We start from the raw sequence: 25776 nt of genomic DNA, 5'->3' as shown, positions 1-25776 counted from the left end.
AAGGGCCGGGAAGGCGTCCCTTCCCGGCCCTTCGTTACGATCCGGTCGGCTCAGGCGCGCTCGGAATATTCCATCGTCTCGGTGTTCACGATGATCTTCTCGCCTTCGCCGACGAAGGGGGGGATCATCACGCGCACACCGTTGTCCAGCATCGCCGGCTTGAAGCTGTTCGCCGCCGTCTGGCCCTTCACCACAGGCTCGGTCTCGGTCACCGTGCAGGTCACCTTCTGGGGCAACTGCGCCGAAAGGGCCTCGGCGTCATAGTATTCGACCACCACCGTCATCCCGTCTTGAAGAAACGGCCGCCGCTCGCCCAGGATGTCGGCCGGGATTTCGACCTGCTCGTAGGTGTCGGTGTCCATGAACACCAGCATCCCGTCCGATTCGTAGAGAAATTGCTGGTCCTTCTGCTCGAGCCGGACCCGCTCGACCTTGTCGGCCGAACGGAACCGCTCGTTCAGCTTTGTGCCCGTGCGGATGTTCTTCATCTCGACCTGGGCGAAGGCGCCGCCTTTGCCTGGCTTGACGTGATCGACCTTCACGGCAACCCAGAGGCCGCCCTGATGCTCGAGGATGTTGCTCGGGCGGATCTCGTTCCCGTTGATCTTTGGCATGAAGTGAACCGATGTTTTTGTTGATTCAGTGGTCCGAGACCCTATATTCCAGCGTCAGTGGGGCTGCAAGCGGCCCAAAATCCCACCCGAGGAAGGCTGGCCATGCGCTGGACGCATAGCAGTCATTCCGAAATAGACAAACAAATGCTGTCGTGAAACCGTCATAAGGGGCGGCACGCCAGTCAGATGCGGTAAGAGCAACAAAAATAGGACACAGCATGGCAGATTTTGTGGACGGCACGGCTTTTAATCACGAGCAGGGCAACCGGGCGCGGAAACTCTTCGCTGCCGTTGTGCTTGCCGCTCTCGACGATGCCATCGCCGATGACAAGAAATATGGTAACGGTCCCGACCAGATCGCCCGCTGGGCGCGGTCGCGGGATGGGCGCGAAGTGTTGTCCTGTGCCGGGATCGACCCGAACGAGCGCGTCGTCAAGGGCCTGATGGAATTCGTGGGCAAGGGTGTCCGCACGTCCGTCGCGCTGTCGCGCGAAGAAAGCGAGCGTCGCCACGCAGCCGAGGCCGCCGCGGCCGAGGAAGCTCGTCGCGCCGCCTGACGCATCCGTTGCGTTATTCAGATCACGCGCCCTTCGGGGCGCGTTTTTTGTTTGGCCTTTCGTCCAGAAGCGGTCGCGCTTAAGTCAGTCGGACAGCCCGAAAGGACCGCCATGACCGACACCGCCCTCCCCTTCGACACCGCGTCCCTCGACCGTCTCGCACAGGTCGTGGTCCGCACCGGCCTGAACCTCCAGCCCGGGCAGGACCTCGTGGTCACCGCCTCGGCGGAAGCCCTTCCCCTGGTGCGCCGCGTGACGGCCGAAGCCTACAAGGCGGGTGCCGGGCTCGTCACGGCGCTCCTGTCCGACGAAGAGATCACGCGGGCGCGCTATCGCCACGGCCACGACGACACCTTCGACCGTGCCCCGTCCTGGCTCTACGAGGGCATGGCCAAGGCCTACGGCAACAACGCCGCGCGTCTCGCCATCGTCGCCGACAACCCGATGGCGCTGTCCGACATGGACGCAGGCAAGGTCGCGCGTGCCTCGAAGGCGAACTCCGTCGCCTACAAGCCCGCCCTCGAGAAGATCTCGGGCTTCGACATCAACTGGAACATCTCCGCCTATCCCGGTCGGGCCTGGGCGCAACTCGTCTTCCCCGACCTCGACGCCGATGCGGCGCAGGCGAGGCTGGCCGAGGCGATCTTCGCCGCCTCGCGCGTCGACCGCGACGATCCAGCCGGCGCCTGGGTCGCGCACAACGCCGAACTCGCCGCGCGCCGCGACTGGCTCAACGGCCAGGCCTTCCACGCGCTGCATTTCCGCTCCTCGGGAACCGACCTGACGGTCGGTCTCGGCGACCGGCACATCTGGATGGGCGGGGCCTCCGAAGCGAAAAACGGCGTCGTCTGCAACCCCAACATCCCGACGGAAGAGGTCTTCACGACCCCGCACAAGGACCGCGTCGACGGCACGGTCCGCGCCTCCAAGCCGCTCGCCCACCAGGGCACCCTGATCGAAGGCATCGAGGTGCGCTTCGAAGCCGGTCGCATCGTCGAGGCGAAGGCCACGCGGGGCGAGGAGGTCTTCCTCAAGCTCATCGACACCGACGAGGGTGCGCGGCGCCTGGGCGAGGTCGCGCTCGTGCCCTACGCCTCGCCGATCTCGGAGTCGGGCGTGCTGTTCTACAACACGCTCTTCGACGAGAACGCAGCCAGCCACATAGCACTCGGCCAGTGCTACAAGGACTGCCTCGGAGGCACCAAGGGACTGTCGGACGACGAGGTCGCGGCGCTCGGCGGAAACTCCAGCCTCATCCACGTCGATTGGATGATCGGCGCGCCGGACACCGACATCGACGGCATCACGGTGGCGGGCGAAAGGGTGCCGGTCTTCCGGGGCGGAAACTGGGCGTAAACCTCGGCAAGGGAGGTCTGGCCGCCCCATGACGTGCCATACGCTTTGCCGACAGGATGCCGACGCTCTGCCGACCTCTCAGAACGGCACGTCGCCCGCCGCTTCGGCCGCCGTCACGAAGCGGGCTACGACCTTCTTGAAGCCCGCCTTGTCGAACGAGATGTCCAGCTTGTCGCCCTCGATGGCGATGACCTCGCCATAGCCGAACTTCTGGTGGAAGACGCGGTCGCCCTCGACGAAGGAGGACAGGGCCGTGGCGTCGATGACCATGTCCCGCGCCTCGCGCGGCTGCGCCATGCCACGGGTCTGCGACCGGCTCTGCAGCCGCTTCCAGCCCGGAGAATTATAGACGTCCGCACGGCTGGCGCGGTTCACGAGATCCGATTCCACCTGCTGCTGGCCGCCGTAAAGTCCGGGCGGCGTCAGCACTTCGATATGCTCGGGCGGCAGCTCGTCGATGAAGCGCGAGGGCAGCGACGAGTTCCACTGGCCGAACACCAGCCGGTTGCCCGCGAAGCTGACCGTCGCCAGTTCCTCGGCGCGCGTCAGCCCGACATAGGCCAGCCGCCGCTCCTCCTCGAGCCCCTTCACGCCGCTTTCGTCCATCGACCGCTGCGACGGAAAAAGCCCGTCCTCCCACCCCGGCAGGAAGACGACGGGAAACTCCAACCCCTTGGCGGCATGAAGCGTCATGATCGACACCTTGTCCTCGGATTCCTCCGAGCTGTTGTCCATGATGAGGGCGACGTGCTCGAGGAACCCTTGCAGATTCTCGAACTGCTCCAAGGCCTTGACCAGCTCCTTGAGATTCTCGAGACGGCCCGGTGCCTCGGGCGTCTTGTCGTTCTGCCACATCTCGGTGTAGCCCGACTCCTCGAGGATCTGCTGCGCCAGCTCGACGTGGTTCTGCCGCGCGTCCAGCGCGCGGCCGTGCCAGCGCCCGATGCCGCCCAGAAGCGCCTTCAGCTCCGCCGCGCCCTTGCCGGTCAGCCCGCCCTCGTCCAGCAGGATCTTCGCCCCCTCGACCAGCGACACGCCATTGTCCCGCGCCGCGCGCTGCATCTTTTGCTGCGCCTTGTCGCCGAGGCCCCGCTTCGGCGTGTTGACGATCCGCTCGAACGCCAGGTCGTCGTCGGGGCTGACGGAGACGCGAAAATAGGCCATCGCGTCCCGGATCTCGAGCCGCTCGTAGAAGCGCGGTCCGCCGATGACGCGGTAGGGCAGACCGATGGTCAGGAAGCGGTCCTCGAAGGCCCGCATCTGGTGCGAGGCGCGCACGAGGATGGCCATGTCGTTCAGCGCGAACGGCCGCATCCCGCGTGTGCCCTGCTGCGCCGACTCGATCTCCTCGCCGATCCAGCGAGCCTCTTCCTCGCCGTCCCAATGGCCGATCAGGCGCACCTTTTCGCCCTCGGTCGCGTCGGTGAAAAGCGTCTTGCCCAGACGGTCCCGGTTCGCCGCGATCACGCCCGATGCAGCGGCCAGGATATGCGGCGTCGAGCGATAGTTCTGCTCCAGCCGCACGACCTTGGCGCCGGGAAAATCCTTTTCGAACCGCAGGATGTTGCCCACCTCGGCGCCGCGCCAGCCGTAGATCGACTGGTCGTCGTCGCCCACGCAGCAGATGTTGCGGTGCCTCTGCGCGAGAAGCCGCAGCCAGAGATACTGCGCGACGTTGGTGTCCTGGTACTCGTCGACGAGGATGAACCGAAACCAGCGCTGATACTGCGCGAGGACGTCCTCGTGGGTCTGGAAGATCGTCACGACGTGCAGGAGAAGGTCGCCGAAATCCACGGCGTTCAGCGTCTTCAGCCGATCCTGATAAGCCGCGTAAAGCTCGACGCCGCGATGGTTGAAGGCCGAGCCCTCTGCCGCAGGCACCTTGTCCGGGGTCCACGCTCGGTTTTTCCAGTTGTCGATCAGATGCGCCAGCTGCCGTGCGGGCCAGCGTTTCTCGTCGATGTCGGCGGCGACGACGAGCTGCTTCAGAAGCCGCACCTGGTCATCGGTGTCGAGGATGGTGAAATTGGTCTTCAGTCCGACCAGTTCGGCATGGCGGCGAAGGAGCTTGACGCAGATCGAGTGAAAGGTGCCCATCCAGGGCATCCCTTCGACCGTCTGGCCCAGAAGGCGCGCCACGCGCTCCTTCATCTCGCGCGCGGCCTTGTTGGTGAAGGTCACGGCAAGAATCTCGTTCGGTCTCGCGCGCCCCGTGTTCAGCAGATGCGCGATCCGCGTCGTCAGCGCCTTCGTCTTGCCTGTGCCCGCGCCTGCAAGCATCAGAACCGGCCCGTCCAGCGCCTCGACCGCCTCGCGCTGTGCGGGGTTCAGGTCGTCGAGATACGGCACACCGCGCGCCGCCAGCGCTTGCTGCGACAACGGCATCCGGTCCGGGAAGTCAGATTCCTCGCCCCAAGTCATCCCCCGAACATAGCCCGAGACCGAAAGAGGTTAAAGAGACGTTTCCTGTTTGTTCCGCCTTTTCGCCGATGCCGCTTCGAAAGCGTTCAGGTGGGGGCCGGTGTCCTGCGTAGCCTATCGTCGCCTTGCGACCGCAGGCAGGGCGAGCAGACCCGCAATAAGCATCCAGCCAGCGGCCGGCAAGGGCACCTCGGGCATGTCTTCGTCCGAGAACGCGACAGTCGTCTGCCCCGTGGCGATCCGGTCGTTTTCCTCGTCCACCAGCACGATCTCGTGCCGGAAGAAACCGCTCGCACCGGGGGCCGACAGCGCCGCCACGACATCGCCGACGGTGACCGGCGCGGCGACGAGAGGTGCGCCGTAGTCGACGCGGAAGCTGTGATAGCCGTCCGGCACCGTGATGGGGAACGAGCCTATATCGACATATGAGGTGTCGCCGTGGGTCGTGAACTGCAGATAGTCGGCCGTCGCAGTGAAGCTCGACAGGAAATCGACAAAGACCGCCTCGCCCGAGAAATATCCAGGAACGGACACGCTTGCCGTGAATACACCCGAGATCGGGCCGGGGTCGAACAGCGGCGCAAGCGGATCGCTGTCGTCGATGGACAGCGTGACGGTCCCGGGTGTGCCGACAGGCGCCACGACCGGATCGCCGGGCGAGGTGCCGCTCTGGGTCAGGCTGTCGACACTTGCGCTGTAGAGGAACGTGGCGGCGTCTGCGGTGCTGGCGCTCAGGACAATGGCGGCTGTCGCAGCGGATCGAAGGAAAATCGACATATCAACCTCTCAAAAGACAATGTCCCAGCCTAGCACGAGATGGGCCGTCCCGATATGAAGCACCGCCGCGATTTCACGCCACGACACGCTGGGCCCCAACAAGCGACGTGAAGGATGCCGCGAACGTCAGAACCCCCTTTCCCCTCCCCGCCAATTTCGCCTAACACCGCGTCATGACCCTCGACACACGCTTTCCGGCCGTTTCGGACCTTCGCGCGCGCGCCCGCCGCCGGGTTCCGCATTTCGTCTTCGAGTACCTCGACAGCGCCACGGGCGTCGAGGATCAGCACCGCCGCAACCAGGCCGCGTTCAAGCGCGTGCGGTTCTGGCCCACGGTGCTGGAAGGAGCGATGACGCATGACCTCTCGACGTCGTTCCTCGGGCGCGACTACCCCTTGCCCTTCGGCTGCGCCCCGGTCGGCATGTCCGGCATCATGTGGCCGCGCGCCGAGAAGATCCTGTCGGCCGCCTGCGCCGAGGCGGGCATCCCCTATTGCATGTCCACCGTCGCGACCGTGGTGCCCGAGCAGCTTGCCCCCACCATCGGCAACCAGGGCTGGTTCCAGCTCTACATGCCGAAGAACCCCGAGTTTCGCGGCGACATGCTGCGCCGGGCCAAGGACGCGGGCTTCCACACGCTGATCGTCACCGTGGACGTGCCGAACGACAGCCGGCGCGAGCGTCAGCGGCGCGCGAACCTGACCATCCCGCCCAAGGTCTCGCCGCGGATGCTGTGGTCGATGGCGATGCATCCGTCCTGGACCGTCGGCACCCTGAAGGAAGGCATCCCCAGCTTGAAGCTCTGCGAGGACTATGCGGCGCAGTCGGAAGACTACAGCTCGGTCGCACACGCTGGCCACGTCATCCGGGGACAGCCCGCCTGGGAGTCCATCGACGAGATCCGCGCGATCTGGGATGGCCCGATCCTGGTCAAGGGCATCCAGCGCCCGGCCGACGCCATCCGTCTTGTCGCCCAAGGCGTGGACGGGATCTGGGTTTCGAACCACACGGGCCGCCAGTTCGACGGCGGACCGGCGTCGATCGAGTGTCTGCCCGCGATCCGTGCAGCGCTTCCCGATATCCCGATCGTCTTCGACTCCGGCGTCACCGGCGGCCTCGACATCCTGCGCGCGCTGGCGCTCGGAGCGGACTTCGTGATGCTGGGGCGGGCGTTCCACTATTCGGTCGGAGCACTTGGCGAGGCGGGACCGCCGCACCTGATCCACATTCTCTCGGACGACATGAGGTCCTGCATGGCGCAAATCGGCGCCCGCGACCTGAGCGACCTGAGCGCGCGGCTTGTCGACCCCGATCCCTTCGCGACAGGTCCGACGCCCTAGACACCGCCGGCGACGGTACTTGCTCCCCGATGCTGCGCCCGCTACGAATTTGCTGCGGGTGCGAAACGGAGGCGTGACGATGGCCGAATTCAAGAAGATCCTGATCGCCAACCGGGGAGAGATCGCCATTCGCGTCATGCGCGCGGCGAATGAACTCGGGAAGCGCACCGTCGCGGTCTACGCCGAAGAGGACAAGCTGTCGCTCCACCGCTTCAAGTCGGACGAGGCCTATCAGATCGGCAAGGGCCTGGGGCCGGTGGCCGCCTACCTCTCCATAGACGAGATCATCCGCGTCGCGAAGGACTGCGGCGCCGATGCGATCCATCCGGGCTATGGCCTTCTCTCCGAGAACCCGGCCTTGGTCGCCGCCTGCGACGCCGCCGGCATCGCCTTCATCGGCCCCAAGGCCGACACGATGCGCGCCCTCGGCGACAAGGCCAGCGCGCGGAAGGTGGCGATCAAGGCGGGCGTTCCCGTCATCCCGGCGACCGAGGTCCTCGGCGACGACATGAAGGCCATCCGCAAGGAAGCCGAAGCCATCGGCTATCCGATGATGCTCAAGGCCTCCTGGGGCGGCGGCGGTCGCGGGATGCGGCCGATCCTGAAGCCCGAGGAACTGGAGGAGAAAGTCCGCGAAGGCCGACGCGAAGCCGAGGCGGCCTTCGGCAACGGCGAGGGCTATCTCGAGAAGATGATCCTCCGCGCCCGCCACGTCGAGGTTCAGATCCTGGGCGATAACCAGGGCAACATCTATCACCTCTGGGAGCGCGACTGCTCGGTCCAGCGCCGGAACCAGAAGGTCGTGGAACGCGCGCCCGCCCCCTATCTCTCGTCCGCGCAGCGCGAAAAGATCTGCGGCCTGGGCAAGAAGATCGCGGAGGCCGTCGACTACGAATGCGCCGGCACCATCGAGTTCCTGATGGACATGGACACGGGCGAGTTCTTCTTCATCGAGGTGAACCCCCGCATCCAGGTCGAGCATACTGTCACCGAGGAGGTGACGGGCATCGACATCGTCCGCGCGCAGATCCTCATCGCGGAGGGCAAGTCGCTGGTCGAAGCAACGGGCGTCGCGTCGCAGTACGACGTCCAACTCGACGGCCATGCCATCCAGTGCCGGATCACCACCGAGGATCCTTCGAACAACTTCATCCCGGACTATGGCCGCATCACCGCCTATCGCGGTGCGACCGGCATGGGCATCCGGCTCGACGGCGGCACGGCTTATTCGGGCGCGGTCATCACGCGTTACTACGACTCGCTTCTCGAGAAGGTCACCGCCTGGGCTCCCACGCCTGAGGCCGCCATTGCGCGGATGGACCGCGCCCTGCGCGAATTTCGGATCCGGGGTGTCGCGACCAACATCGCCTTCGTCGAGAACCTGCTGAAGCACCCGCAATTCCTGAACAACGAATACCACACGAAATTCATCGACCAGACGCCCGAGCTGTTCGACTTCCGCCCCCGCCGCGACCGGGCGACGCGCATCCTGAACTACATCGCCGACGTGACTATCAACGGGCACCCGGACGTCGCGGGCCGGCCCCTGCCGCGCGAAGGGCTCAAGCTTCCCGTCGCGCCCGAAATCGGCACCAAGTCGCCCGAGCCGGGTCCCAAGGCGATCCTCGACAGGGAGGGCCCCGAAGCCGTCGCGCGGTGGATGTCCGAACAAACGCGTCTTCTTGTCACCGACACCACGATGCGCGATGCGCCTCAATCGCTTCTGGCGACTCGGATGCGGTCAGTCGACATGATCAAGATCGCGCCCAACTACGCCCACGACCTGTCGCAACTTTTCAGCGTCGAATGCTGGGGCGGGGCGACCTTCGACGTGGCCTACCGCTTCCTCCAGGAGTGTCCGTGGCAGCGCCTGCGCGACCTGCGCGCGCGGATGCCGAACATGATGACGCAGATGCTTTTGCGCGGCTCGAACGGCGTCGGCTACACGAACTATCCCGACAACGTCGTGCAGTCCTTCGTGAAGCAGGCTGCAGAAACCGGCATCGACCTCTTCCGTGTCTTCGATCCGCTGAACTGGGTCGAGAACATGCGCGTCTCGATGGACGCCGTGCTCGACGCCGGCAAGCTGCTGGAGGGCGCCATCTGCTATACCGGCGACATCCACGACCCCGACCGCGCGAAGTACGACCTGAAGTACTACGTCGACATGGGAAAAGAGCTGAAGGCGGCCGGCACCCACATCCTCGGACTCAAGGACATGGGCGGCCTCGTGAAGCCTCGCGCTGCGACGGCGCTCGTCAAGGCGCTGAAGGAGGAGGTGGGCCTGCCGATCCACTTCCACACCCACGACACGGCTGGCATAGCGCTCGCCTCGATCCTCGCCGCGTCGGACGCGGGCGTGGACGCCGTCGACTGCGCGATGGACTCGCTCTCGGGCAACACGTCCCAGGCCACGATCGGAACGCTGGTCGAGGCGCTGAAGCACACCGATCGCGAAACCGGGCTCGACATCGGCGCGATCCGGCGGATCTCGAACTACTGGGAAAGCGTGCGCGACCACTACGCGGCCTTCGAGTCGGGGATGCAGTCCCCCTCCTCCGAGGTCTACCTGCACGAGATGCCGGGCGGGCAATTCACCAACCTCAAGGCACAGGCCCGCTCGATGGGGCTCGAGGACCGCTGGCACGAGGTGGCCGAGACCTATGCCGACGTGAACCGGCTCTTCGGCGACGTCATCAAGGTCACGCCCATCGCCAAGACCGTGGGCGACCTGGCGCTGATGCTCGTAAGCCAGGGCCTGTCCACGAAGGACCTGATGGAGAAGGACACCGACTTCTCCTTCCCCGACAGCGTCATCACCTTGATGGAAGGCTACGTCGGTCAGGCCCACGGCGGGTTTCCCCCGGACGTCGTCAAGAAGGTCCTGAAGGACGAAAAGCCGATAGACGTCCGTCCCGGCTCGCTCCTCAAGCCCGCCGACATGGAGGCCGAGCGCAAGGCGCTGTCCGAACGCTTCGAGATGAAGATCGATGATGAGGATCTGAACGGATACATGATGTATCCCAAGGTCTTCACCGACTATCTGGAACGTCACGCCATCTACGGCCCCGTCCGCGCGCTGCCGACGCGGACGTTCTTCTACGGCATGGAACCGGGCGAGGAAATCTCGGCCGAGATCGACGCCGGCGTCACGCTCGAAATCCGCTGCCAGGCCATCGCCGAGACCAATGCCGAGGGCGAGGCGAAGGTCTTCTTCGAGCTGAACGGCCAGCCACGCACCGTGCGCATCGCCGACCGCTCCTCCGGCAAGGCCGCCGCGCTGCGCCCCAAAGCCGAGCCCGGCAACGAGAACCACATCGGTGCGCCGATGCCCGGTGTCGTCGCCTCGGTCGCGATCCAGGCCGGCGGAGAGGTGAAGGCGGGCGACCTGATGTTGACCATCGAGGCGATGAAGATGGAAACCGGCCTTCATGCCGACCGCGACGCTCGTGTGAAGGCCATCCATGTCTCGCCGGGCGCCCAGATCGACGCGAAGGACCTATTGGTGGAACTGGAGTAGACCGCACGGCCGAGGATCGGCGACACGCGTTAACCTTTCGGTAACCGCCTGCGGCTAGACCGCAGGAATGCCCAAGTTCCGCGGTTCTCACGCCACAATCCGACGGAATGCTCCGGTCATGGACTTGAGCTGGAAACGTCGCGGCCGCCTCGCCGGCCTTGCCATCCTCGCCGCCGCTTTCGTCGCGGCCAACGCGTTGCCGGACCTCGGCGCCGCGGCCGCTCGCACAGGGGGCGCGACCGGACCGGAGACGCGGTCCTCCAGTGCCCTCGACATCACGCTCGCCCAGCTTCAGGCCCGCGCGCATCTCGACCGCTTCTTCGAAGCGGTCCTCGACGACCGCGGGATCGCGCGCAATGGCGCGGCCCTCAAGGTCGCCCTTCGCGACGAACGCACAGGCGCGGGCAGCATCGTCTGGATCACGCCCTTCGCTCGGCGCGGGGACCTCCTGATGGGAACGCTGGCAGCGGCGCCCGCCCCGGCGCTGCGCATACGCCAGGGCGACCTGGTGCGCTTTAATGCCGAGGATGTGCGCGACTGGTCCTTCACGGGCGCGGACGGGCGGATGTACGGCAACTTCACCACACGCCTCGTCCTGAACGCGATGGCGCCCGATCAGGCCGCGCGCATCGCCGCGATCCTCTCCGACAGTCCCGCCCCTGCAGATTGGTAAGCCGCCGAAAATCTGGGACCACGCCGGCTTTTTCGCTTGCAGCGCGTGCCCGGAGTTTATATCTCCCGCCACGGACGCGGGCGTAGCTCAGGGGTAGAGCATAACCTTGCCAAGGTTAGGGTCGTGAGTTCGAATCTCATCGCCCGCTCCAAATTTTCAAAGCCATACAATGGTCTAGGTTAGCCCTCCGGGGGACTTGGATCAATCGCAACACGCGTTTTCGTGTGAACGTTCACAATTGAGGTGAGTGCGTCTGCGAGGGTTCCCTGCTTGGCAAAGGTGCACGAAGCAAGCTTCGGCAGAATATGCTCTACCCCTGAGCTACGCCCCGCGTCGTCAGTAGCCGATGACGCACAGCGAGTAGTGCATGGTGATCCTTGAGTGCCCGTAAAGGGCGTCACACACCCACACTGCATTGGCATAGTCACGGCTCACTGTGTTCCTGCCACCGCTCTTGTATCGATAGCCAAGCGGAACCGCCAAGAAGAGATAGTTCAGTTCCACCATGACCAGCGCTTGGATCCGGTCGCGATACACCTCATTGCCCATCCAGGCGCGCCCAGCTTCGATCTCCAAGTCGGGGGCCCAGCCGGGATGCCACGCATCGATCTCGTACTGCAGGCTTGGTTTCGAGTTCTCACCGAAGAACACCGGCCTCATTTTATGCTGATCTGCCCGCATCCCTGCCTCGACATCGAATCCGAGAACCTGAAGATCGCTTCCCAAGTGATTTCGAACCTCGTCGCTCGTAAGGCCTTTGCTGCGGTGTTCGATTCCGACCGCTTCAAGATGACGATCGAACACATCGATGACCGCTCCAACAAACTCGGCAGGACGCTGAGTGCGTGGGATTTTGGTTTAGCGAACCCCAATGTTGGTCATGCCGCCTGTTCAATTCACGCACGCCCTGCGGGCCCCCTTAGGGGCCTGGCTCCATACGGGCTGGGCGGCTTCGGCAGTGGCATTCCGAGCCTGGCTGACTACTCGGTGATGCCGGCGAGAAGAAGTCCCTCGACGTAGTTCGCCCGGTCCTCGTTGCTTCGGAACGGGAGCGCGTTGCCCTCGTCGAACGCCGACAGATCGGGAGAAAGCGTGAGGATTTCCATGGCGAGCCAGTCTGCCTCGTCCGCAAGACCGAGATGACCGTAGGTCGCCGCCAGGGTCAGCTTGCCGAGCAGCATTTCGGGGTTCCTTGCGACCACGTCTTCCAGGATCGCGCGGGCCTCGTCGTATCGGCGCAGCTGGAACAGGATGTGTCCCTCCACCCACAGGTAGGCGAAGGTGTATCGAGGGCTGAGCCTTTTCGCGGTGCGAATGGCGGCCAGGGCCTCCTCCTTGTCGCCGCCATAGGCCAAGGTCTGCGCCAGGACTGCGTAGCCGTCGGCACTGCTCGGCTCCAACCTGATCGCTTCCCGGGCGGCGGAGATCGCCGCATCGTGGCGGTGGCGGGACAGCAAGACCACGGCCAGCGCGAACTGCGCCTGCGGCAGTCGAGGATCCAGCGCGACCGCCAGTTCTGCTTCGCTCAACGCCAAGTCCTGACGGTCAGTGTTCTCTCCCAGGCGGAACAGAATCGACGTGGCGTAGGTCAGCGCCAGGTTCGCGTGCGCTCTGGCATAGCGCGGGTCGACGTCGATGGCGCGGCGGAAATAGTCTCGGGCCTCCAGGATGCCGCTGTCCGTGAAGGTTCGCAGCGGCCGGAGACCGCGCAGCAGAAGGTCGTAGGCGTCGGAGTTGACCACTTCCCGACGTTCGAACCGCGCCTGTTCATCGTTCGTCAAACGGATCGCAAGGGATGACACCACGGCCCGGCTGACATCGTCCTGCAGATCGAAGATGCCACCGATGTCGCGGTCATAGCGGTCCGCCCAGATGCTCTGCCCGGTCGCGACTTCGACAAGGGTGGCCGTGACGCGCACCCGGCGCTTGTCTCGGCGTGTGCTGCCGGTAAGTGCATAGTCCGCGCCCAGTTGATGAGCGATCTCGACGGGTGTTCCCATGACGTCCCTCAGCGCGAAGGTCGAGGCGCTGGAGATCATGCTGAGGCCAGACACGCGCGACAGGTCCGTCGTGATATCCTCGGTCAGCCCGTCCACGAAATACTGCTGCGCCGGATCGTCATCGATATTCGAAAAGGGAAGGACAGCGATGACCGGAAGGATGGGTGCGTGATCCGGTCCGGCTCGAAAGACCGTCAGGGCGTAGCCGATGATGGCGACCAGCCCGACCAATGTTCCGAAGACGATTGCCGCCTTGAGCGGCCACCTTCGCTTCCGTCGCTGTGCGTCCCCGGACATGGTTGCGGGCAAAGTCGGCACCAGCCGGTACCCGCGACGCCGGACCGTCTGGACGCAGTCGCGGCCCTCTGGCCCAAGCGCACGACGGATGTCGCCGATACACTGGACGAGGCTGTCGTCGGTCACCGCCACATCGGACCAGATCGCGGAAACAAGGTCTTCCTTTCCGACGATATCGCCAGATCGCTGGACAAGGTAGGCGAGGACTTCGACGGACTGTCGGCGCAGATCGGTCAAGGTGCCGTCCGCCTCGCGAAGCTCGCCAGTGTCCAGATCGAACCAGTGCGCGCCGAGCCAGACGCGTTCGGGCGATTTCGTCCAGATTTCGGGTTCGTTTCGGGACACCGGGGCCCTCGTTGGGAATCCTGACATGGCTCGCACAGATCGGCGAGTCGAGACACCGGCGGGGATGCATGCCGGATTCGCAATGTGTGACACACGAAGTATCGCGGATTTCCCATGCAGGACAAAGCATCTCTCGCCGGTGTCACGGATCCATTGACCGACAGGAGGATACAATGCGCACTTTGAGAGTTGCCCTGATCACGACCGCTATCGGCGTCATCGCCGCAGGATCGGCCCTTGCCCAGAGCAAGGGAGAGTTCGTCGTCACCAAGATGGCGGAGAAAAACGTCAGCACGCTACCCGATGGAGAGCTGTACTGGCATGTCGAGAATTTCGGCAGCGTTGCCGATGCCGAGGCGGCCGCCGGCGAGTACTCTCTTGCCGCCGAATTCGACGACAAGGCGTGGCTTTTCACTCTGGCCGACCGAAAGGCGGGGGAGATGGGGGGTACGCCGGTCGCGGCGATCGGGCCGGTTCCGCGGATCGATTCAGACAGCTTCCTGCTGAGGATCAACAACGCCACCGCGCCGGTCGGCGCCAAGACGACCATCCACAGCCATCCCGGCCCCGAGGCCTTTCTCGTGCTGTCGGGGCAACTGACCCAGCACACGCCTTACGGAATGCACGTGCTGAATGCCGGGGCGAGGATGCCGGGCGTTCCGGATCAGGCGATGGAAATCCAAAGCACCGGAGACGAGGATCTGCGCGAGCTGATCATGTTCATCGTCGACCCGTCGCGCCCCTTCGCCGAGGACGCGACCCTCAACTGAGGTGCGCACCGGTCGGCGTCTCCTCCCAGGCGCCGACCATCCACTGCACCGGATATGTGAGAGAAATCCAATGTCTCAGCATCACGAAACTCTACCTCGACTACCAGCAGCTGACCGGTCAGGACCAAGGCTTCTGACGATCGTAGAGGAGGTCGTTCACACGCCAGGATGTGAACGATGCATCACCCAGCACGAGAAAATCCTAAGGGAATCAAGAAAGAGGCCGTCTTGACACTAACCTTGTGAAGGTAGCGGACAGTTGGTCGGATACTCCAGAATCCACGGAACTCACTTCGCACCCCCCCAACACCGGGGAATAGGGGGGCTTCCATCTTCATCACTGCAACTTAGAAATTTCTGCTGAAAAATCAAGGCACCGGCCCGCATCGACATCCTTTCTGTCTACCAGGGTGGTGAACTCGTGGTTCGGGGTTCGGAGGAGTATTAGGAACACCCCATCCGCTATGTGGACGTATCGATCGAACCAACGGATCTGCCCATTTATCTGGTCTTGGCAGCCCACGAGCCCAGCGATTTCGAGGTCCGCGGTCATCAGTTCCACTATCCCCATGCCGGGGACGCTTTCAGCGCGGTGGTGCCTGCTGAAGCAAAATAGCGAGGTCGCCTAGGTTTGACCTCTCTCGCGCCAAGCACCGATCTCCCTGAGTTAACCAACCGCCGTTACCTCACCTCGGTTACATCGCGGGCCATGATAGTCATGTCGGAAGGTGTAGTGCACACGTTGAGAGCGACAGGTACGAACACGCTCGATCCAGCCCGCTCCACCACACCAGCAAGACGTCAGAAAGACAGCCGTGTTCTTGCGAGCCTGTTCACTCCCAGCTGGTCCAGGATCGGTCGCATGATCCGGCCAGCGACAACGCCCGCCCAGAGGGCGATGGCCACATAGGCGACTGTCGCGACAGGGCCTACGGTCAGTTCGAGGACGAACTCCATCGGCTTGTGCGTCAGGTAGATCATCAGCGCGTTCGCCGAAATTGCGACGACGGCCAGCGACACGACCCGCGGCAACCGGACCGCAGGCAGCGCCAGCACGACCAGCAGGCCCGCGACCCAGAGATATTCGTCCCCGCCGAGCATCAGGGCCACGACCACGGCGTGCGCCGCCATGATCCCCGCGACGACCACGCCCCGACGCCAGGTGTCCGCTTGGGCGGCGAGCATCCCGATCAGGAGAAGCGGAAACAGCGTCGTCGGCCAGCGGCGAAGGACCGCGCTCGCGGACCCGAAATCGTCGAGTGTCGCGCCGGCCCAGATCACCGTCGCGACGGCCACCGCCTCGGCCGCCACGATGACCGCGAGCATCCAGCGCCAGGGGTCGCGCCTCAGCCTCTCCCTGACCGTCCTGAAGGACAGGGCCAGACCGACGACAAGGAATAACTGAAGATAGGCGTGCAGGAACCACAGCCAGATGATGTGATGCCGCGCCGTCGGATCCTCGCCCGCCGCCAGAGCCAGGAAGGGCGATAGGTTCTCGTAGAGCAGGACGGCCGACGGATCGACGTCGCGGCCAAGTGCCACCGTGTGGACGAGGTAGATGACCAGGGCCACCGGAATGAGCGGGATCGCGATCTTTGCCATCAGCGCCCAGACCCGCCCCGTCTGCCCGTCCGCCAGGATCGACGGAAGCTGCAGTCGCCCGAAGGCAAAGCCCGCAAGCGCCACCAGAAGCGTCGATCCCCCGCCGACCGCGGCCCCGTTGCCGTGTTGCGCCACGATCATGATGATGGCGAGGGTCCGCAACAGGATGAAGCTGTCGAGCCGGGCGGCCTCGAGCGGCGCGAACCTCGTGGGGCGGACGGTTTCGGGCCAGAGCCGCCCCAGGTCGGCGATCGACATCCATTCCCACCCCTGGGGAAGGCGCAGCCCGCTCCGTTCCAGATCCATCCGCGTCTCGATGGTTCCAAGACTGTCGGTGCCGAGGTCGGCGAGCGAGACGTCGCGGCGCGTCACCGCAAGCCCCGAGGTGCGGGCATACAGCGCGGCTATGGCGCATTCAGCCGGGGTCGAAGGCGCTTCGCCCCCTCTCTCAGGCGTCGGCGGCGACAGGACGTGGTGTGCCAGCGCCGCCCGGTCGATCTTGCCGTTCCTCGTCACAGGCAGGCAAGCGAGGACGTGTATGCCTTCAGGCCGCATGTAGGCCGGCATCTGGCGCGCGAGGGCCGCACGAACGGCCGGAACGACCGAGGCGTCCCGCGCCGCGACGAAGAGGTGAAGCGCGGGGCGGTCGCCGACCACCAGGCATTCCGCCGCCTCGATGCCCGCGACCTGCATCGCCACGGCGGCAATCCCGACGGGTTCGATCCGGTGGCCGTTGATCTTCACCTGCGCATCGGCGCGCCCGATGGCCGTGACACCGCGTCCGGGCAGCCAGAACCCAAGGTCTCCGGTCCGATGCGACATTCCGTCGTCCGTATTCAGCGACCGGGCGCCGACGACAGGGTCGGGAAGGTCGATGACGATTTCGCCCGACTCTCCGGGACCGACGGGCGCACCGTCCCCATCGACGATCCTGACGCCGGTCCAGGGCATGGGATGCCCGACCGGCACGCGGCGCGACCTCTCTCGGTCATCGGGCAGGAAGGCGATCAGCGCGGCCTGGGGAGTCTCGGTCGCACCGTAAAGGTTCCACTGCCGGGCGTCAGGCGCGATCCGGCGCCAGTCCCCCACAAGCGACGGCGGCAGGGTATCGCCACCCCAGAAGACGGCGCGGCATCCCTCCAGGGCGCCCGCGTCACCGGACAGGGAAAGCAGCAGCGCGGTCGCGGGCGTGACGTGCAGGACGCTGACCCCGGCCATCCGCGCCAGCGCCGCGAGAGCCTCGGGCCGGCCGATCTCGTCCTCCGAGGGGATGGTCACGCAGCCCCCGGTCGACAGCGGCAGGAAGATGTCGCGCATGATCGGATCGTGCGAAAGCCCGGCAAGCATCAGCGTCACGGGCGCGTCGATTGCGAGTTCCCGAGCCTCCCACTCCACGAAGCGCAGCAAAGACCGCGCCCGGTGCAGGATCGCTTTCGGACGCCCCGTCGTGCCCGACGTGAAAAGCGCATAGGCCGGACGGTCGCCGGACGGCAGCCTGGGCGGCGGGGCTTCGTCCGCCTCGGACGGCCGGACAAGCGTGATCTCGCTCGAACCCTCGTCCCAGACGCCGCCTGCCGGAATCATCGCTTTTGCGCCAAGCGTCGCCAGCATCTCGCTGACGCGATCCTCCGGCAGCGCCGCGTCGATCAGGGCGAAGGTGCCGCCTGCGCGGGACACGCCCAGCATCGCCGCCACTATCGTGGGTCGGCGCGTCGCATGGATGGCGACGGGACGGGTCAGGTCGACGCCCCCTGCGTGCAGGCACGCGGCCATGCGCTCGGCCTCGTGCCTCAGCGCAGCGTAGGTGACGTCGGCGTCGGAGGTCCGAAGCGCCGGCGCGTCGGGGACGCGCGCGGCAGTCTTCTCGAAGACCTCCCACAGACTCTCGGCCCCATGCCATGCCGTCTCCACCGGCGGAATGACGACGGCGCTATCCTGTCGCGCCGCCGCGAGGATCTGCCCGCAGGTGGCCTCCGGATCGCGCAGGGCCGCCCGGAAAAGCCTGTCCTGAAGGTCGAGGAAGGCGACCGCACGATCCTGCGAGAGGTGTTCCGCGTCGTAGAAGGCACGCGCGACGATCCTCTCGCCCTCTTCGGTCAGCACGAGGTTCAGGTCGTATTCCGTCCGCCGGTCCAGGAACTCGCGCGGCCCGACCGTCAGGTCGCCCGCCCGCATGGGTCGGGCCGAGGGAAACTTGTTGATCGACACGAACGGCCCTTGCTCCCGCTCGAGCAAGGTCTCCATCAGCGGCGCGGCCTCGTTCTCGACCATCCGTCCGAAGCGGCCTTTCAGATCCCGGGCATGAGCCGCGAAGGGCGTTCCCGCCTCGTGCGACAAATCGAGCGGCAAGGTATTCGAGAAGGGCCCGACCACCCCGAGCGGCGCGTCGAGAGCCTGCCGGCCCTCGGTCTGGAACCAGGTCGATACGCGCGGTGTGCCGGTGAAGGCCGCAAGCCCCAAACCATAGAGCGCGGTCAGGATGCCGAACTTGGATGTGCCGCAGGCCCTCGCGAGCTGTTTCAGCTCCGCTCCGCCCGGCGTGAAGCTGCGCTCGACGAAGTGCCCCAGGTGGCTGCCGGCTTCCTCCGACAGAACCCCGTCTTCGGGGATGCGGGCAGGATCGGGAAAGCCGTCGACAAGTGCTTCGGCGTCGCTTGCCGAGGCGCGAGGTGGGCCGAAGGAATAGTAGGACCCGACCGGCGCCAGCCTTTCGCCCGCCAGCGTCTTCAGCAATTCCTCGTTCACCGTTCCGCGCGAAAACCCGTCGGTGATGGCGTGATGCATCGCGACCGTGAAGCGCCAGTGATCGTTTCCCACGGCCACCAGAAGCCGAACCATCGAAGCCGCGTCGCCCACGTCCACGTCACGGAAGACAAGCGGCACGGCCCAGGACCTGAAGTCCTCGAACCGTCCATTGCTGCGGGTCGTCTCAAATCGAAAGCGCGGAAATGGGGCGACGCGCCCCTCGATCTCGCCATTGCGCAGGGAGAAGCTGGTCCGAAGGGCCTCGTGCCGCGCCACCACCGCGGAAAACGCCCGCTGAATGCCACCCAGGTCCGCAGGGCCCTCGACCCTGTGGCCAAGGCCGATCATGTAGGACCCCGCCCCCGACAGCTCGGCCGTGACGTAGCGGCGCTGGTTCCGCGAAACGCGGATGCGACCGGCGGCGTCGCGAGGCTCGACGGGACGGGTGTGTGAGTTCATGGTCCGTAACCCTAATGCAGCCAACTGACCGGATTTGTGACAGCATGAAGACTAAGCGCGACGCGCATGCTCAAGTGGCGGCAATGCCACAGGTCTTGCATCCTGTCACCTTCAGGACGGGCGCGCCCGTGAAACCCTTGGGACAAACGTGAAAGCGGCAAAAGTCTCTCAGCCCAGATGCCGCTCAAAGAACTCCAGCGTGCTTCTGTGCGCGGTCTGCGCAGCCTCTGCGACATAGTCCGCCGGGCGCGCCTCGTTGGCGAAAGCGTGGCCCGCGCCCGCATAGACCTGCGTCTCCATCTCCGGCCAGAAGGCCTGCACCTCCGCCAGCATCTCGGGCGGGACATGGCTGTCCTCCGCCCCGAAATGCGCAAGGACGGGGACCCTCAAAGGCGCCGTCATGTAGGTCGGAAGCCGCGTGCCGTAGAAGGCCGCCGCCGCGTCGACGTCATCGCCCTGCGCCATGCGGATCGCCAGCCCGCCGCCCCAGCAAAAGCCCATCACGCCGACCTTGCCGCCGTTCGCTCTCAGGATCGCGGCTGCCGCCGCCGCGTCTCGCAGGACGGCGTCCGGGTCGCACGCCATCATCAGCCCGCGCCCGCGTGGCGCATCGCCGAAGGGGATGACAGCGCCTCTCTCCTGCCGGTCAAACAGGGCCGGGATCGCGACCTCGTAGCCGTGGCTGGCGTACATGCGGGCGACGCCCTTCAGCTGGTCGGTAACGCCGAAAATCTCCTGAAGCACGACGATTCCCGCCTTGCGCGCGCCCCGTGCAGGTTCGATCCAGCAATCAAACTCGTGTCCGTCCGACGCGGTGATCCGGGTAAACATGGTGTTGCCCTCCTGCATTGTCCGCACAGACCCTAGCCGGTCAAACCGGCACGCGCACCATGTGGTTGTCCCAGGCGCGATCGGCCTTCGACAGCGGCGCCAGCCCAGAAGCGTCAAGTGTCAGAAGCCCTCCCAGCCCGTCGCTCAGCACCATGCCCCTGTCGCCCGGAGCGACGCCGCAGACGTCCGCGCGGTCATGCGCGTCGAGGAACACTCCATCGAGGCCGAAGCGGTGAACCCGTCCACCCCTAGGCGACGTGATGGCGACCAGCCCATCCGCAATGGCCACGCTGCCCGCGTAGCCCTTCATCAGCATGTGCTCGGCAAGCCCGACCCGCGCCAGCATCGGCGCCTCGCCCCTTCGGTGCAGCCCGAGGAGAGGGACGGGATCCGTCTCCTCGCCCTCCCACTGCATCGCGAAGGCAACCGTTTCATCCTGGTGAGCGAGGTGACGGATCGACAGGCGGTTCAGGTCGGCTGCAAGCTCGACCGTCTCGTCCACGCCGCCCGCGACGGTCGCGTAGCTCAGGTTGGGTCGCATCGTGTCGAGGTTCAGCTTCTCGCGGCCGTCCGTCAGGATGCCGCCGTTCGCGATGACCAGAACGTCGCCGGGCAAGGTGAGGATATCATGCGGCCCGACCCCGCCCGATGCGATCTCGCCGATCCTGCGATAGCCCTCGTCGCGCGACCAGAGCCCCAGCCGCCCCTCGCCCGTCGCGATGTCGTTTTCCGTGGTCACCAGAACGCGCCCGCCTTCGACGAAGGTGCCATGGCCATAGAAATGGCGGCCCTCCGGCGCGTCCAGCCGGTGGAGGACCGTCCCCAGGGAACAGTCGATGACAAGCGCGAAGGTGCCGGGCCGCCGCGCGAAAGCCACGGCCTCGGGCGCCGTGGGATGCGCCGCTGCGGCGTGTCCCCGGTCGGGAAGCGGGATGCGGAACAGGTCGCTGCCGTCGCGCGCTATGCCGAAGAGGGCGTAGGCCCCGTCCGGCTCCCGCGCCGCCGCCAGCCAGGCCGGGCTGCCCGCCGCGGCCCACCCGAAGGCCGGCAGGCTGCCAGCCGCACACAGGGCGCCCATGAAGCTGCGGCGTCTCATGTCAGTCGCCGTCCTGCGAGTTGAACCCCTGCGACACCCCGAGCGCCGCGCCGATCTCGGTCGCGGTCGCCGTCTGGATGGACGCGATCTCCTGCTGAAGCGCCTCAAGCCGGAACCGTGCCGCGGGATCGGCCACGCCCGCGAAGACCGGGTCGTCCAGCGCCTCGGCCGTCGCGATGGCACGGGCAAAAGCTGCGTCCGTTTCCGGCGCCTCGGCCAGCTCCGCCGCAAGACCGCGCAAGGCCTCGAGCGACAGCACGACGTTACGTTGAGACCGACCCGAGCGCCAGGCCTCGGCGCGCGTCGGTCGGGGCCTCTCGAAGGTGCCCATTGGCCGACCCAGCCGCTGATCCTTGGTGAACTCGAGCCCGGTCATCAGCGCCGTATAGAGCTCACGCGTGGCCTCGGCCTCGCTCATGTAGGCCGCGTTTCCCGGCTCGCCTGCGGTCCGAAGGATCTCGGCATATGCGTCCCACGCCTCCGCCAGCGCGTGCCCCGTGCGCGCAAGATCGCGGGACAAGGCCACCGCGAGGCGACAGGCATAGTCGTCGGCGTCGTAGCTTTCGCCGTAGAGCACCGCCTCAATCGCGAAGAGCCCGCGCCCGGCGACGGAGACCTGCGCGAAGGCGTCTGCATCGTCGATGACGGGATCCGCCTCCGCCACGAGCCCGGCAACCGCTTTCGGCACCATGCCGCGAGCGTCCGGCCAGAACGCGATGGAAAGGCCGCGCCCCGTCTCTTCGAGCGGCCCGAACTGGAGGTGCGCCACTCCCATCCAGGCGTCGAAGGCCGACTGGTAGGCGGGTCGAACCGCCTCCTGCGTGCAGTCGGCCTCGGCCGCCGACCGAAGCGCCGTCGTATCGGCCTGAAACGCAGCAACGGCAGGCAGGATGTGATCGTCCACCGCCTGCTCCACCCCGGCATGTCCGGCAAGGGGCGCAAGGGTCACGGCAAGGGTCAGGACAAGTCCGCGCATCAGAGCGACTCCAGGAACCGGATCAGCGCCGCCCGGTCTTCCGGCGGCATGGACACGACGGCCTCGCGCTGCGCCTCGGCCTCTCCGCCATGCCACAGCATGGCTTCGAGAAGCGACCGCGCACGCCCGTCGTGAAGGAAGTACGTGTGGCCGTTGACCTGCTCGGTCAAGCCGATGCCCCACAGAGGCGCCGTCCGCCACTCGCGCCCCGTCGCGACACCCTCGGGCCTGCCGTCGGTCAGGCCCTCGCCCATGTCGTGCAGAAGCATGTCGCTGTAGGGCCAGATCAGCTGAAAGCTCTGCGGCTCGCGATCCGGCAGGCGGTGCGTGACGAACTTGGGAACATGGCACGACGCGCAGCCGGTGTCGTAGAAGACCTCCTTGCCGCGTAGGACCTGCGGATCGTCGATGTCGCGGCGCGCGGGCACGCCTAGGTTCCGGCTGTAGAAGGTGACGAGGTCCAGACCTTCGGCATCGATCTCGGTCCCGCGCGCGTCGCCGTCGCCGTGGGGCGCACCGAGGCAGGTCTCCTGCGCCTCGGTGCAGTCCCCGCCGCCGCTGTCGAACATCGGGTTCGAGATGCCGATGTCGCCCAGGAACGCACTCGCGCCCTGCTGCTCGATGGTGGGATTGCCGGCCTTCCAGCCAAAGCGCCCCAGCATCGGTGCCTCGTGGGCGGCCGACCAGACGATCTGTGCCCTGCCCGAGACGCCGTCGCCGTCTGCGTCCATCGGATCGGCACGGGCCAGGATGTCCTCTGCCGGCACCGCCTCCAGAAGTCCCAACCCGATCATCTGAGGCGCGACGCGGGGCGAAAGCTGCACCTCCGGCGACAGGTCGCCATACCCCAACCCTTCGACGCCATAGGTCGGCCGCCGCAGCGTGGCCGTCTCGCCGCCGGACAGCGCCACCTCGACCATCTCGTAGTCCACCGTCATCTGTCCCTCGGCCGCGTGACCCGGGACGGCGAGGTCCTGAAGCTGGCCGCCGTAGGTCGGCTCAGGCCGCGTGCGCGGCGTGTCGATGCCGATGGACGCAAGGTAGGTCTCGATCTCGTCCATCGGAGCATCGCCCGCCGGCACCGACAGCCGCAGGAACATCGAGATGCGATTGTCCTCCGGTCCTTCCGGCGGATGCCCGCGCCCGTCCTTCAGGTGACAAAGCTGGCACGACCGCGCGTTGTAGACCGGCCCCAGCCCGTCCGACGCGAGCGTGGACGAGGGCGACGACACCCAGAGCTTCCGGAAAAGCCCGTTGCCGACCTTGAAGGTCAGTTCACCCTCGAAGCCGATGTTGCCCGAGGGCAGCGAGAAGGCGTCGGCGTCGTCGCGGGCGCGCACGGTCGCGGCACCGGCCGGCTTGGCCTCGAACGCCTCGGGCTGGCTGAAATCGGTTGCCGGCGCCGTCACCGCCGCGATGCGCGCGGCTTCGTCATTGGTGCGGGTCTCCGGCGTCAGGTGCAGATCGCGCAGTATGGCGATCTCCGCCGCCGGACTGGCGGCGGCGGCGAGCACCATGGCAAGGGTTGCGAAGAACGTGCGCATGAACACCGTCAATCGGGCGGCGACAGGAGCGCCGCCCAGCGAACTCCTACTGGAACACGGCGTTGGGGTTGTCGAGACTGTCCGACCCTTCGAACCCGATCCCGTCGAGGCCAAGGGCCGTCACGGCGCGTTCGATGTCCGAGGTCTGCGCCACAAGCGCATCGACCGCCCCCATGATCAGCGCCTCGCCCGCGTCGTTCCCGCGCTCCAGCATCCGGTCATAGGCAAAGCCCGCCTCGGCGGCGGTCTTGATCCGTCCAAGCCGCGCCATCGTGTGGTCCAGCGCATCCGTCAATGCCGCGTCGACGGCGGGGTCTGCCTCCGCCACCAGCGACGACAGGCTTTCGCCGGACACGAGGCTGCCGTCGGCGCGGACGTATTCGCCGAGGTACACGTTCCGGATGCCCATGCCGTCGTAGTAATGGCTGTTGTGGGTATTGTCCGAGAAGCAGTCGTGCTCCTCCTCGGGGTCATTCAGAAGCACGCCCAGCTTCATCCGTTCTCCCGCCTGCTCGCCATAGGACAGCGAGCCCATGCCGGTCAGGATCGCTGCAACGCCCGCGTCCCCGTCGGCGAGAAGCGTCTCGCGCGCCTCGCCGCCATCCTTCCACTGTTCGGCCATCCACGAGAGGTCGGACACCAGAAGCTCCGTCGCCGCCTTCAGGTAGTCGCCGCGTCTATCGCAGTTGCCGTTGGTGCAGGCGTCACCTTGCGCGAAATCGGTCCAAGGCCGCGCTCCCGCGCCCGCCCCGCTGCCGTTCAGATCCTGACCCCAGAGCAGGAACTCGATGGCGTGATAGCCGGTCGCGACGTTCGCCTCGACGGCGTCGGCCTCGTGGAGCGTCTCCGACAGAAGCTCAGGCGTGATCTCTGTCGCATCGACTTCGGTTCCGGACAGGGTAAAGGTTGGGCTCGCCACCACGTTCAGCACCGCGTAATCGTTCTCGTCCGTCGCGCCGCCGTAGGTCGCATCGACATAGTCGATCAAACCTTCATCCAGCGGCCAGGCGTTCACCTTGCCCTCCCAGTCGTCGACGATGGCGTTCCCGAACCGGAACACCTCGGTCTGCTGATACGGCACCCGCGCCGCGCGCCAGGCGTCCTTCGCAGCCTCCAGCGCCTCCGCCGAGGGTGTCGCGATCAGCGTGTCGACGGCCGTCTCCAGGGCCTCGGCGGTGATGCGGCTGTCTTCATAGGCGGCAGCGGCGATGTCGGCATAGGTGCCGAGAACGTCAGCCTTGCCAGCCAGCGCGGGGCTCGCAAAGGCGGTGGCCGCAATTGCAGCAGTAGAGAGCAGTCGTGTCATGAGGTCGTCCTTCTAGTGCAGGGTCTTGAGGCGCAGCCGCGCCGGTTCACGCGTCTTCGTCAGAGCGAAGCGCCGCAGGGACATGCCGACATCTCGGGCGAGGCCGGCGAGGATCGGGGCAAGGTCGGCGCGGACCAGGAGGAAGGCCATCAGCATGGCGTCCTCCTCGGCCGGTTCGGCCGCGGCCGAAATGAAGGTGGCGAAGCAGGCCTCATCGGCCCCGAGGCAGCCGCAGAGAACGTCGTGCCGCATTAGGGGACGACGGCCGTGCCGGGCGCAGAGGTCGAAGAGGGCTTCGAACGCCAGCGCCGTCGCAAGCCCGGCCTTCTCGCCCAGTGCCTCGACAAGTTCGCGGACCGCGGCGTCGCGTCCCGTCTGGCCATCGGCCCAGAGCCGCAGGAAATGCACGGCCGCGGCCTCGACCGCGCCCAGGTCGCCCATGTGTCCGACGGGCGTACCGCCGCGGGGATGATCTTGCACGGTCATGTCGGCCTGCTCCTTCAAGGGCAAACCTGACAAAAACACTCGGGCTCGTCAATCCTGATTA

At 66.1% G+C, this 25776-nt stretch carries 20 protein-coding genes and 1 tRNA gene; 8 read left to right on the top strand and 13 right to left on the bottom strand.

The window, feature by feature from the left end:
• Positions 1-50 precede the first annotated feature (50 nt).
• Entirely contained in the window at positions 51-614 is a 564-nt protein-coding gene (efp, locus tag EF888_RS04420) for an elongation factor P (RefSeq protein ID WP_109757629.1), read from the bottom strand.
• A 218-nt stretch (positions 615-832) separates the two neighbouring features.
• On the opposite strand from efp, the gene EF888_RS04415 reads away from it, so the two are divergent.
• Positions 833-1171 (top strand): DUF6280 family protein, encoded by a 339-nt coding sequence (locus EF888_RS04415; RefSeq protein WP_109757628.1) that lies wholly within the window; start codon positions 833-835, stop codon positions 1169-1171.
• Between the two features lie 111 nt (positions 1172-1282).
• Positions 1283-2527, top strand: coding sequence for an aminopeptidase (locus EF888_RS04410; protein ID WP_109757627.1), 1245 nt, complete (start codon positions 1283-1285; stop codon positions 2525-2527).
• A 78-nt stretch (positions 2528-2605) separates the two neighbouring features.
• Here the strand turns inward: EF888_RS04410 and EF888_RS04405 are convergent, their stop codons facing one another.
• Complete coding sequence (locus EF888_RS04405; RefSeq protein ID WP_109757626.1) at positions 2606-4948, bottom strand: ATP-dependent helicase; 2343 nt, start codon at positions 4946-4948, stop codon at positions 2606-2608.
• A gap of 114 nt (positions 4949-5062) precedes the next feature.
• Positions 5063-5725, bottom strand: coding sequence for a VPLPA-CTERM sorting domain-containing protein (locus tag EF888_RS04400; RefSeq protein WP_109757625.1), 663 nt, complete (start codon positions 5723-5725; stop codon positions 5063-5065).
• Positions 5726-5898: 173 nt separating this feature from the next.
• Here EF888_RS04400 and EF888_RS04395 point away from each other — a divergent pair, with 173 nt between their 5' ends.
• The 4 genes from EF888_RS04395 (at position 5899) to EF888_RS04380 (ending at position 11409) form a co-directional block, all read left to right on the top strand.
• A complete protein-coding gene (locus tag EF888_RS04395) occupies positions 5899-7065 on the top strand; it encodes an alpha-hydroxy acid oxidase (protein ID WP_109757624.1) in 1167 nt (388 codons plus the stop codon).
• 79 nt (positions 7066-7144) lie between these two features.
• The gene (locus tag EF888_RS04390) at positions 7145-10585 is read left to right on the top strand and encodes a pyruvate carboxylase (RefSeq protein WP_109757623.1); all 3441 of its coding nucleotides are present in this window, start codon (positions 7145-7147) and stop codon (positions 10583-10585) included.
• Between the two features lie 118 nt (positions 10586-10703).
• Positions 10704-11258 (top strand): DUF2314 domain-containing protein, encoded by a 555-nt coding sequence (locus tag EF888_RS04385; protein ID WP_164721566.1) that lies wholly within the window; start codon positions 10704-10706, stop codon positions 11256-11258.
• Between the two features lie 76 nt (positions 11259-11334).
• Positions 11335-11409, top strand: a tRNA-Gly gene (locus EF888_RS04380).
• A gap of 185 nt (positions 11410-11594) precedes the next feature.
• On the opposite strand, the gene EF888_RS04375 is transcribed toward EF888_RS04380, so the two are convergent.
• Positions 11595-11918, bottom strand: coding sequence for a hypothetical protein (locus tag EF888_RS04375; RefSeq protein WP_146202977.1), 324 nt, complete (start codon positions 11916-11918; stop codon positions 11595-11597).
• Positions 11919-11921: 3 nt separating this feature from the next.
• Here EF888_RS04375 and EF888_RS04370 point away from each other — a divergent pair, with 3 nt between their 5' ends.
• Positions 11922-12278, top strand: coding sequence for a hypothetical protein (locus EF888_RS04370; protein ID WP_146202976.1), 357 nt, complete (start codon positions 11922-11924; stop codon positions 12276-12278).
• Here EF888_RS04370 and EF888_RS04365 read toward each other — a convergent pair.
• Positions 12239-13900 (bottom strand): winged helix-turn-helix domain-containing tetratricopeptide repeat protein, encoded by a 1662-nt coding sequence (locus tag EF888_RS04365; protein WP_164721565.1) that lies wholly within the window; start codon positions 13898-13900, stop codon positions 12239-12241. The two genes, EF888_RS04370 and EF888_RS04365, sit on opposite strands and share 40 nt — an antisense overlap.
• A 173-nt stretch (positions 13901-14073) precedes the next feature.
• On the opposite strand from EF888_RS04365, the gene EF888_RS04360 reads away from it, so the two are divergent.
• Entirely contained in the window at positions 14074-14670 is a 597-nt protein-coding gene (locus EF888_RS04360; protein WP_109757619.1) for a cupin domain-containing protein, read from the top strand.
• Between the two features lie 337 nt (positions 14671-15007).
• Here EF888_RS04360 and EF888_RS04355 read toward each other — a convergent pair whose 3' ends face one another.
• The 8 genes from EF888_RS04355 to EF888_RS04320 all read right to left on the bottom strand — a co-directional run bounded on the left by EF888_RS04355 (position 15008) and on the right by EF888_RS04320 (position 25715).
• Entirely contained in the window at positions 15008-15223 is a 216-nt protein-coding gene (locus tag EF888_RS04355; protein WP_126918490.1) for a hypothetical protein, read from the bottom strand.
• 248 nt (positions 15224-15471) lie between these two features.
• On the bottom strand, positions 15472-19476 hold the full coding sequence (locus EF888_RS04350) for an AMP-binding protein (protein ID WP_109757617.1): 4005 nt from the start codon (positions 19474-19476) through the stop codon (positions 15472-15474).
• A gap of 168 nt (positions 19477-19644) precedes the next feature.
• A complete protein-coding gene (locus tag EF888_RS04345; RefSeq protein WP_109757962.1) occupies positions 19645-20307 on the bottom strand; it encodes a dienelactone hydrolase family protein in 663 nt (220 codons plus the stop codon).
• Between the two features lie 40 nt (positions 20308-20347).
• A complete protein-coding gene (locus tag EF888_RS04340; RefSeq protein ID WP_109757616.1) occupies positions 20348-21403 on the bottom strand; it encodes a DUF1513 domain-containing protein in 1056 nt (351 codons plus the stop codon).
• 1 nt (position 21404) lies between these two features.
• On the bottom strand, positions 21405-22379 hold the full coding sequence (locus EF888_RS04335) for an imelysin family protein (RefSeq protein ID WP_109757615.1): 975 nt from the start codon (positions 22377-22379) through the stop codon (positions 21405-21407).
• Positions 22379-23923 carry a di-heme oxidoreductase family protein gene (locus EF888_RS04330; RefSeq protein WP_420902655.1) on the bottom strand — a complete coding sequence of 515 codons (1545 nt, stop codon included), beginning with the start codon at positions 23921-23923 and terminating at the stop codon, positions 22379-22381. Before EF888_RS04330 ends, EF888_RS04335 begins: the two co-directional genes overlap by 1 nt.
• 46 nt (positions 23924-23969) lie before the next feature.
• Positions 23970-25229 (bottom strand): imelysin family protein, encoded by a 1260-nt coding sequence (locus tag EF888_RS04325; RefSeq protein ID WP_109757614.1) that lies wholly within the window; start codon positions 25227-25229, stop codon positions 23970-23972.
• A gap of 12 nt (positions 25230-25241) precedes the next feature.
• Positions 25242-25715 (bottom strand): hypothetical protein, encoded by a 474-nt coding sequence (locus EF888_RS04320; protein ID WP_126918489.1) that lies wholly within the window; start codon positions 25713-25715, stop codon positions 25242-25244.
• Between the last annotated feature and the right edge of the window lie 61 nt (positions 25716-25776).

This window comes from Silicimonas algicola (assembly GCF_003970735.1).
In the GTDB taxonomy this organism is placed as follows: domain Bacteria; phylum Pseudomonadota; class Alphaproteobacteria; order Rhodobacterales; family Rhodobacteraceae; genus Silicimonas; species Silicimonas algicola.
The sequence above is the reverse complement of the archived record's forward strand: the minus strand, read 5'-3'. Positions and strand labels throughout refer to the sequence as shown.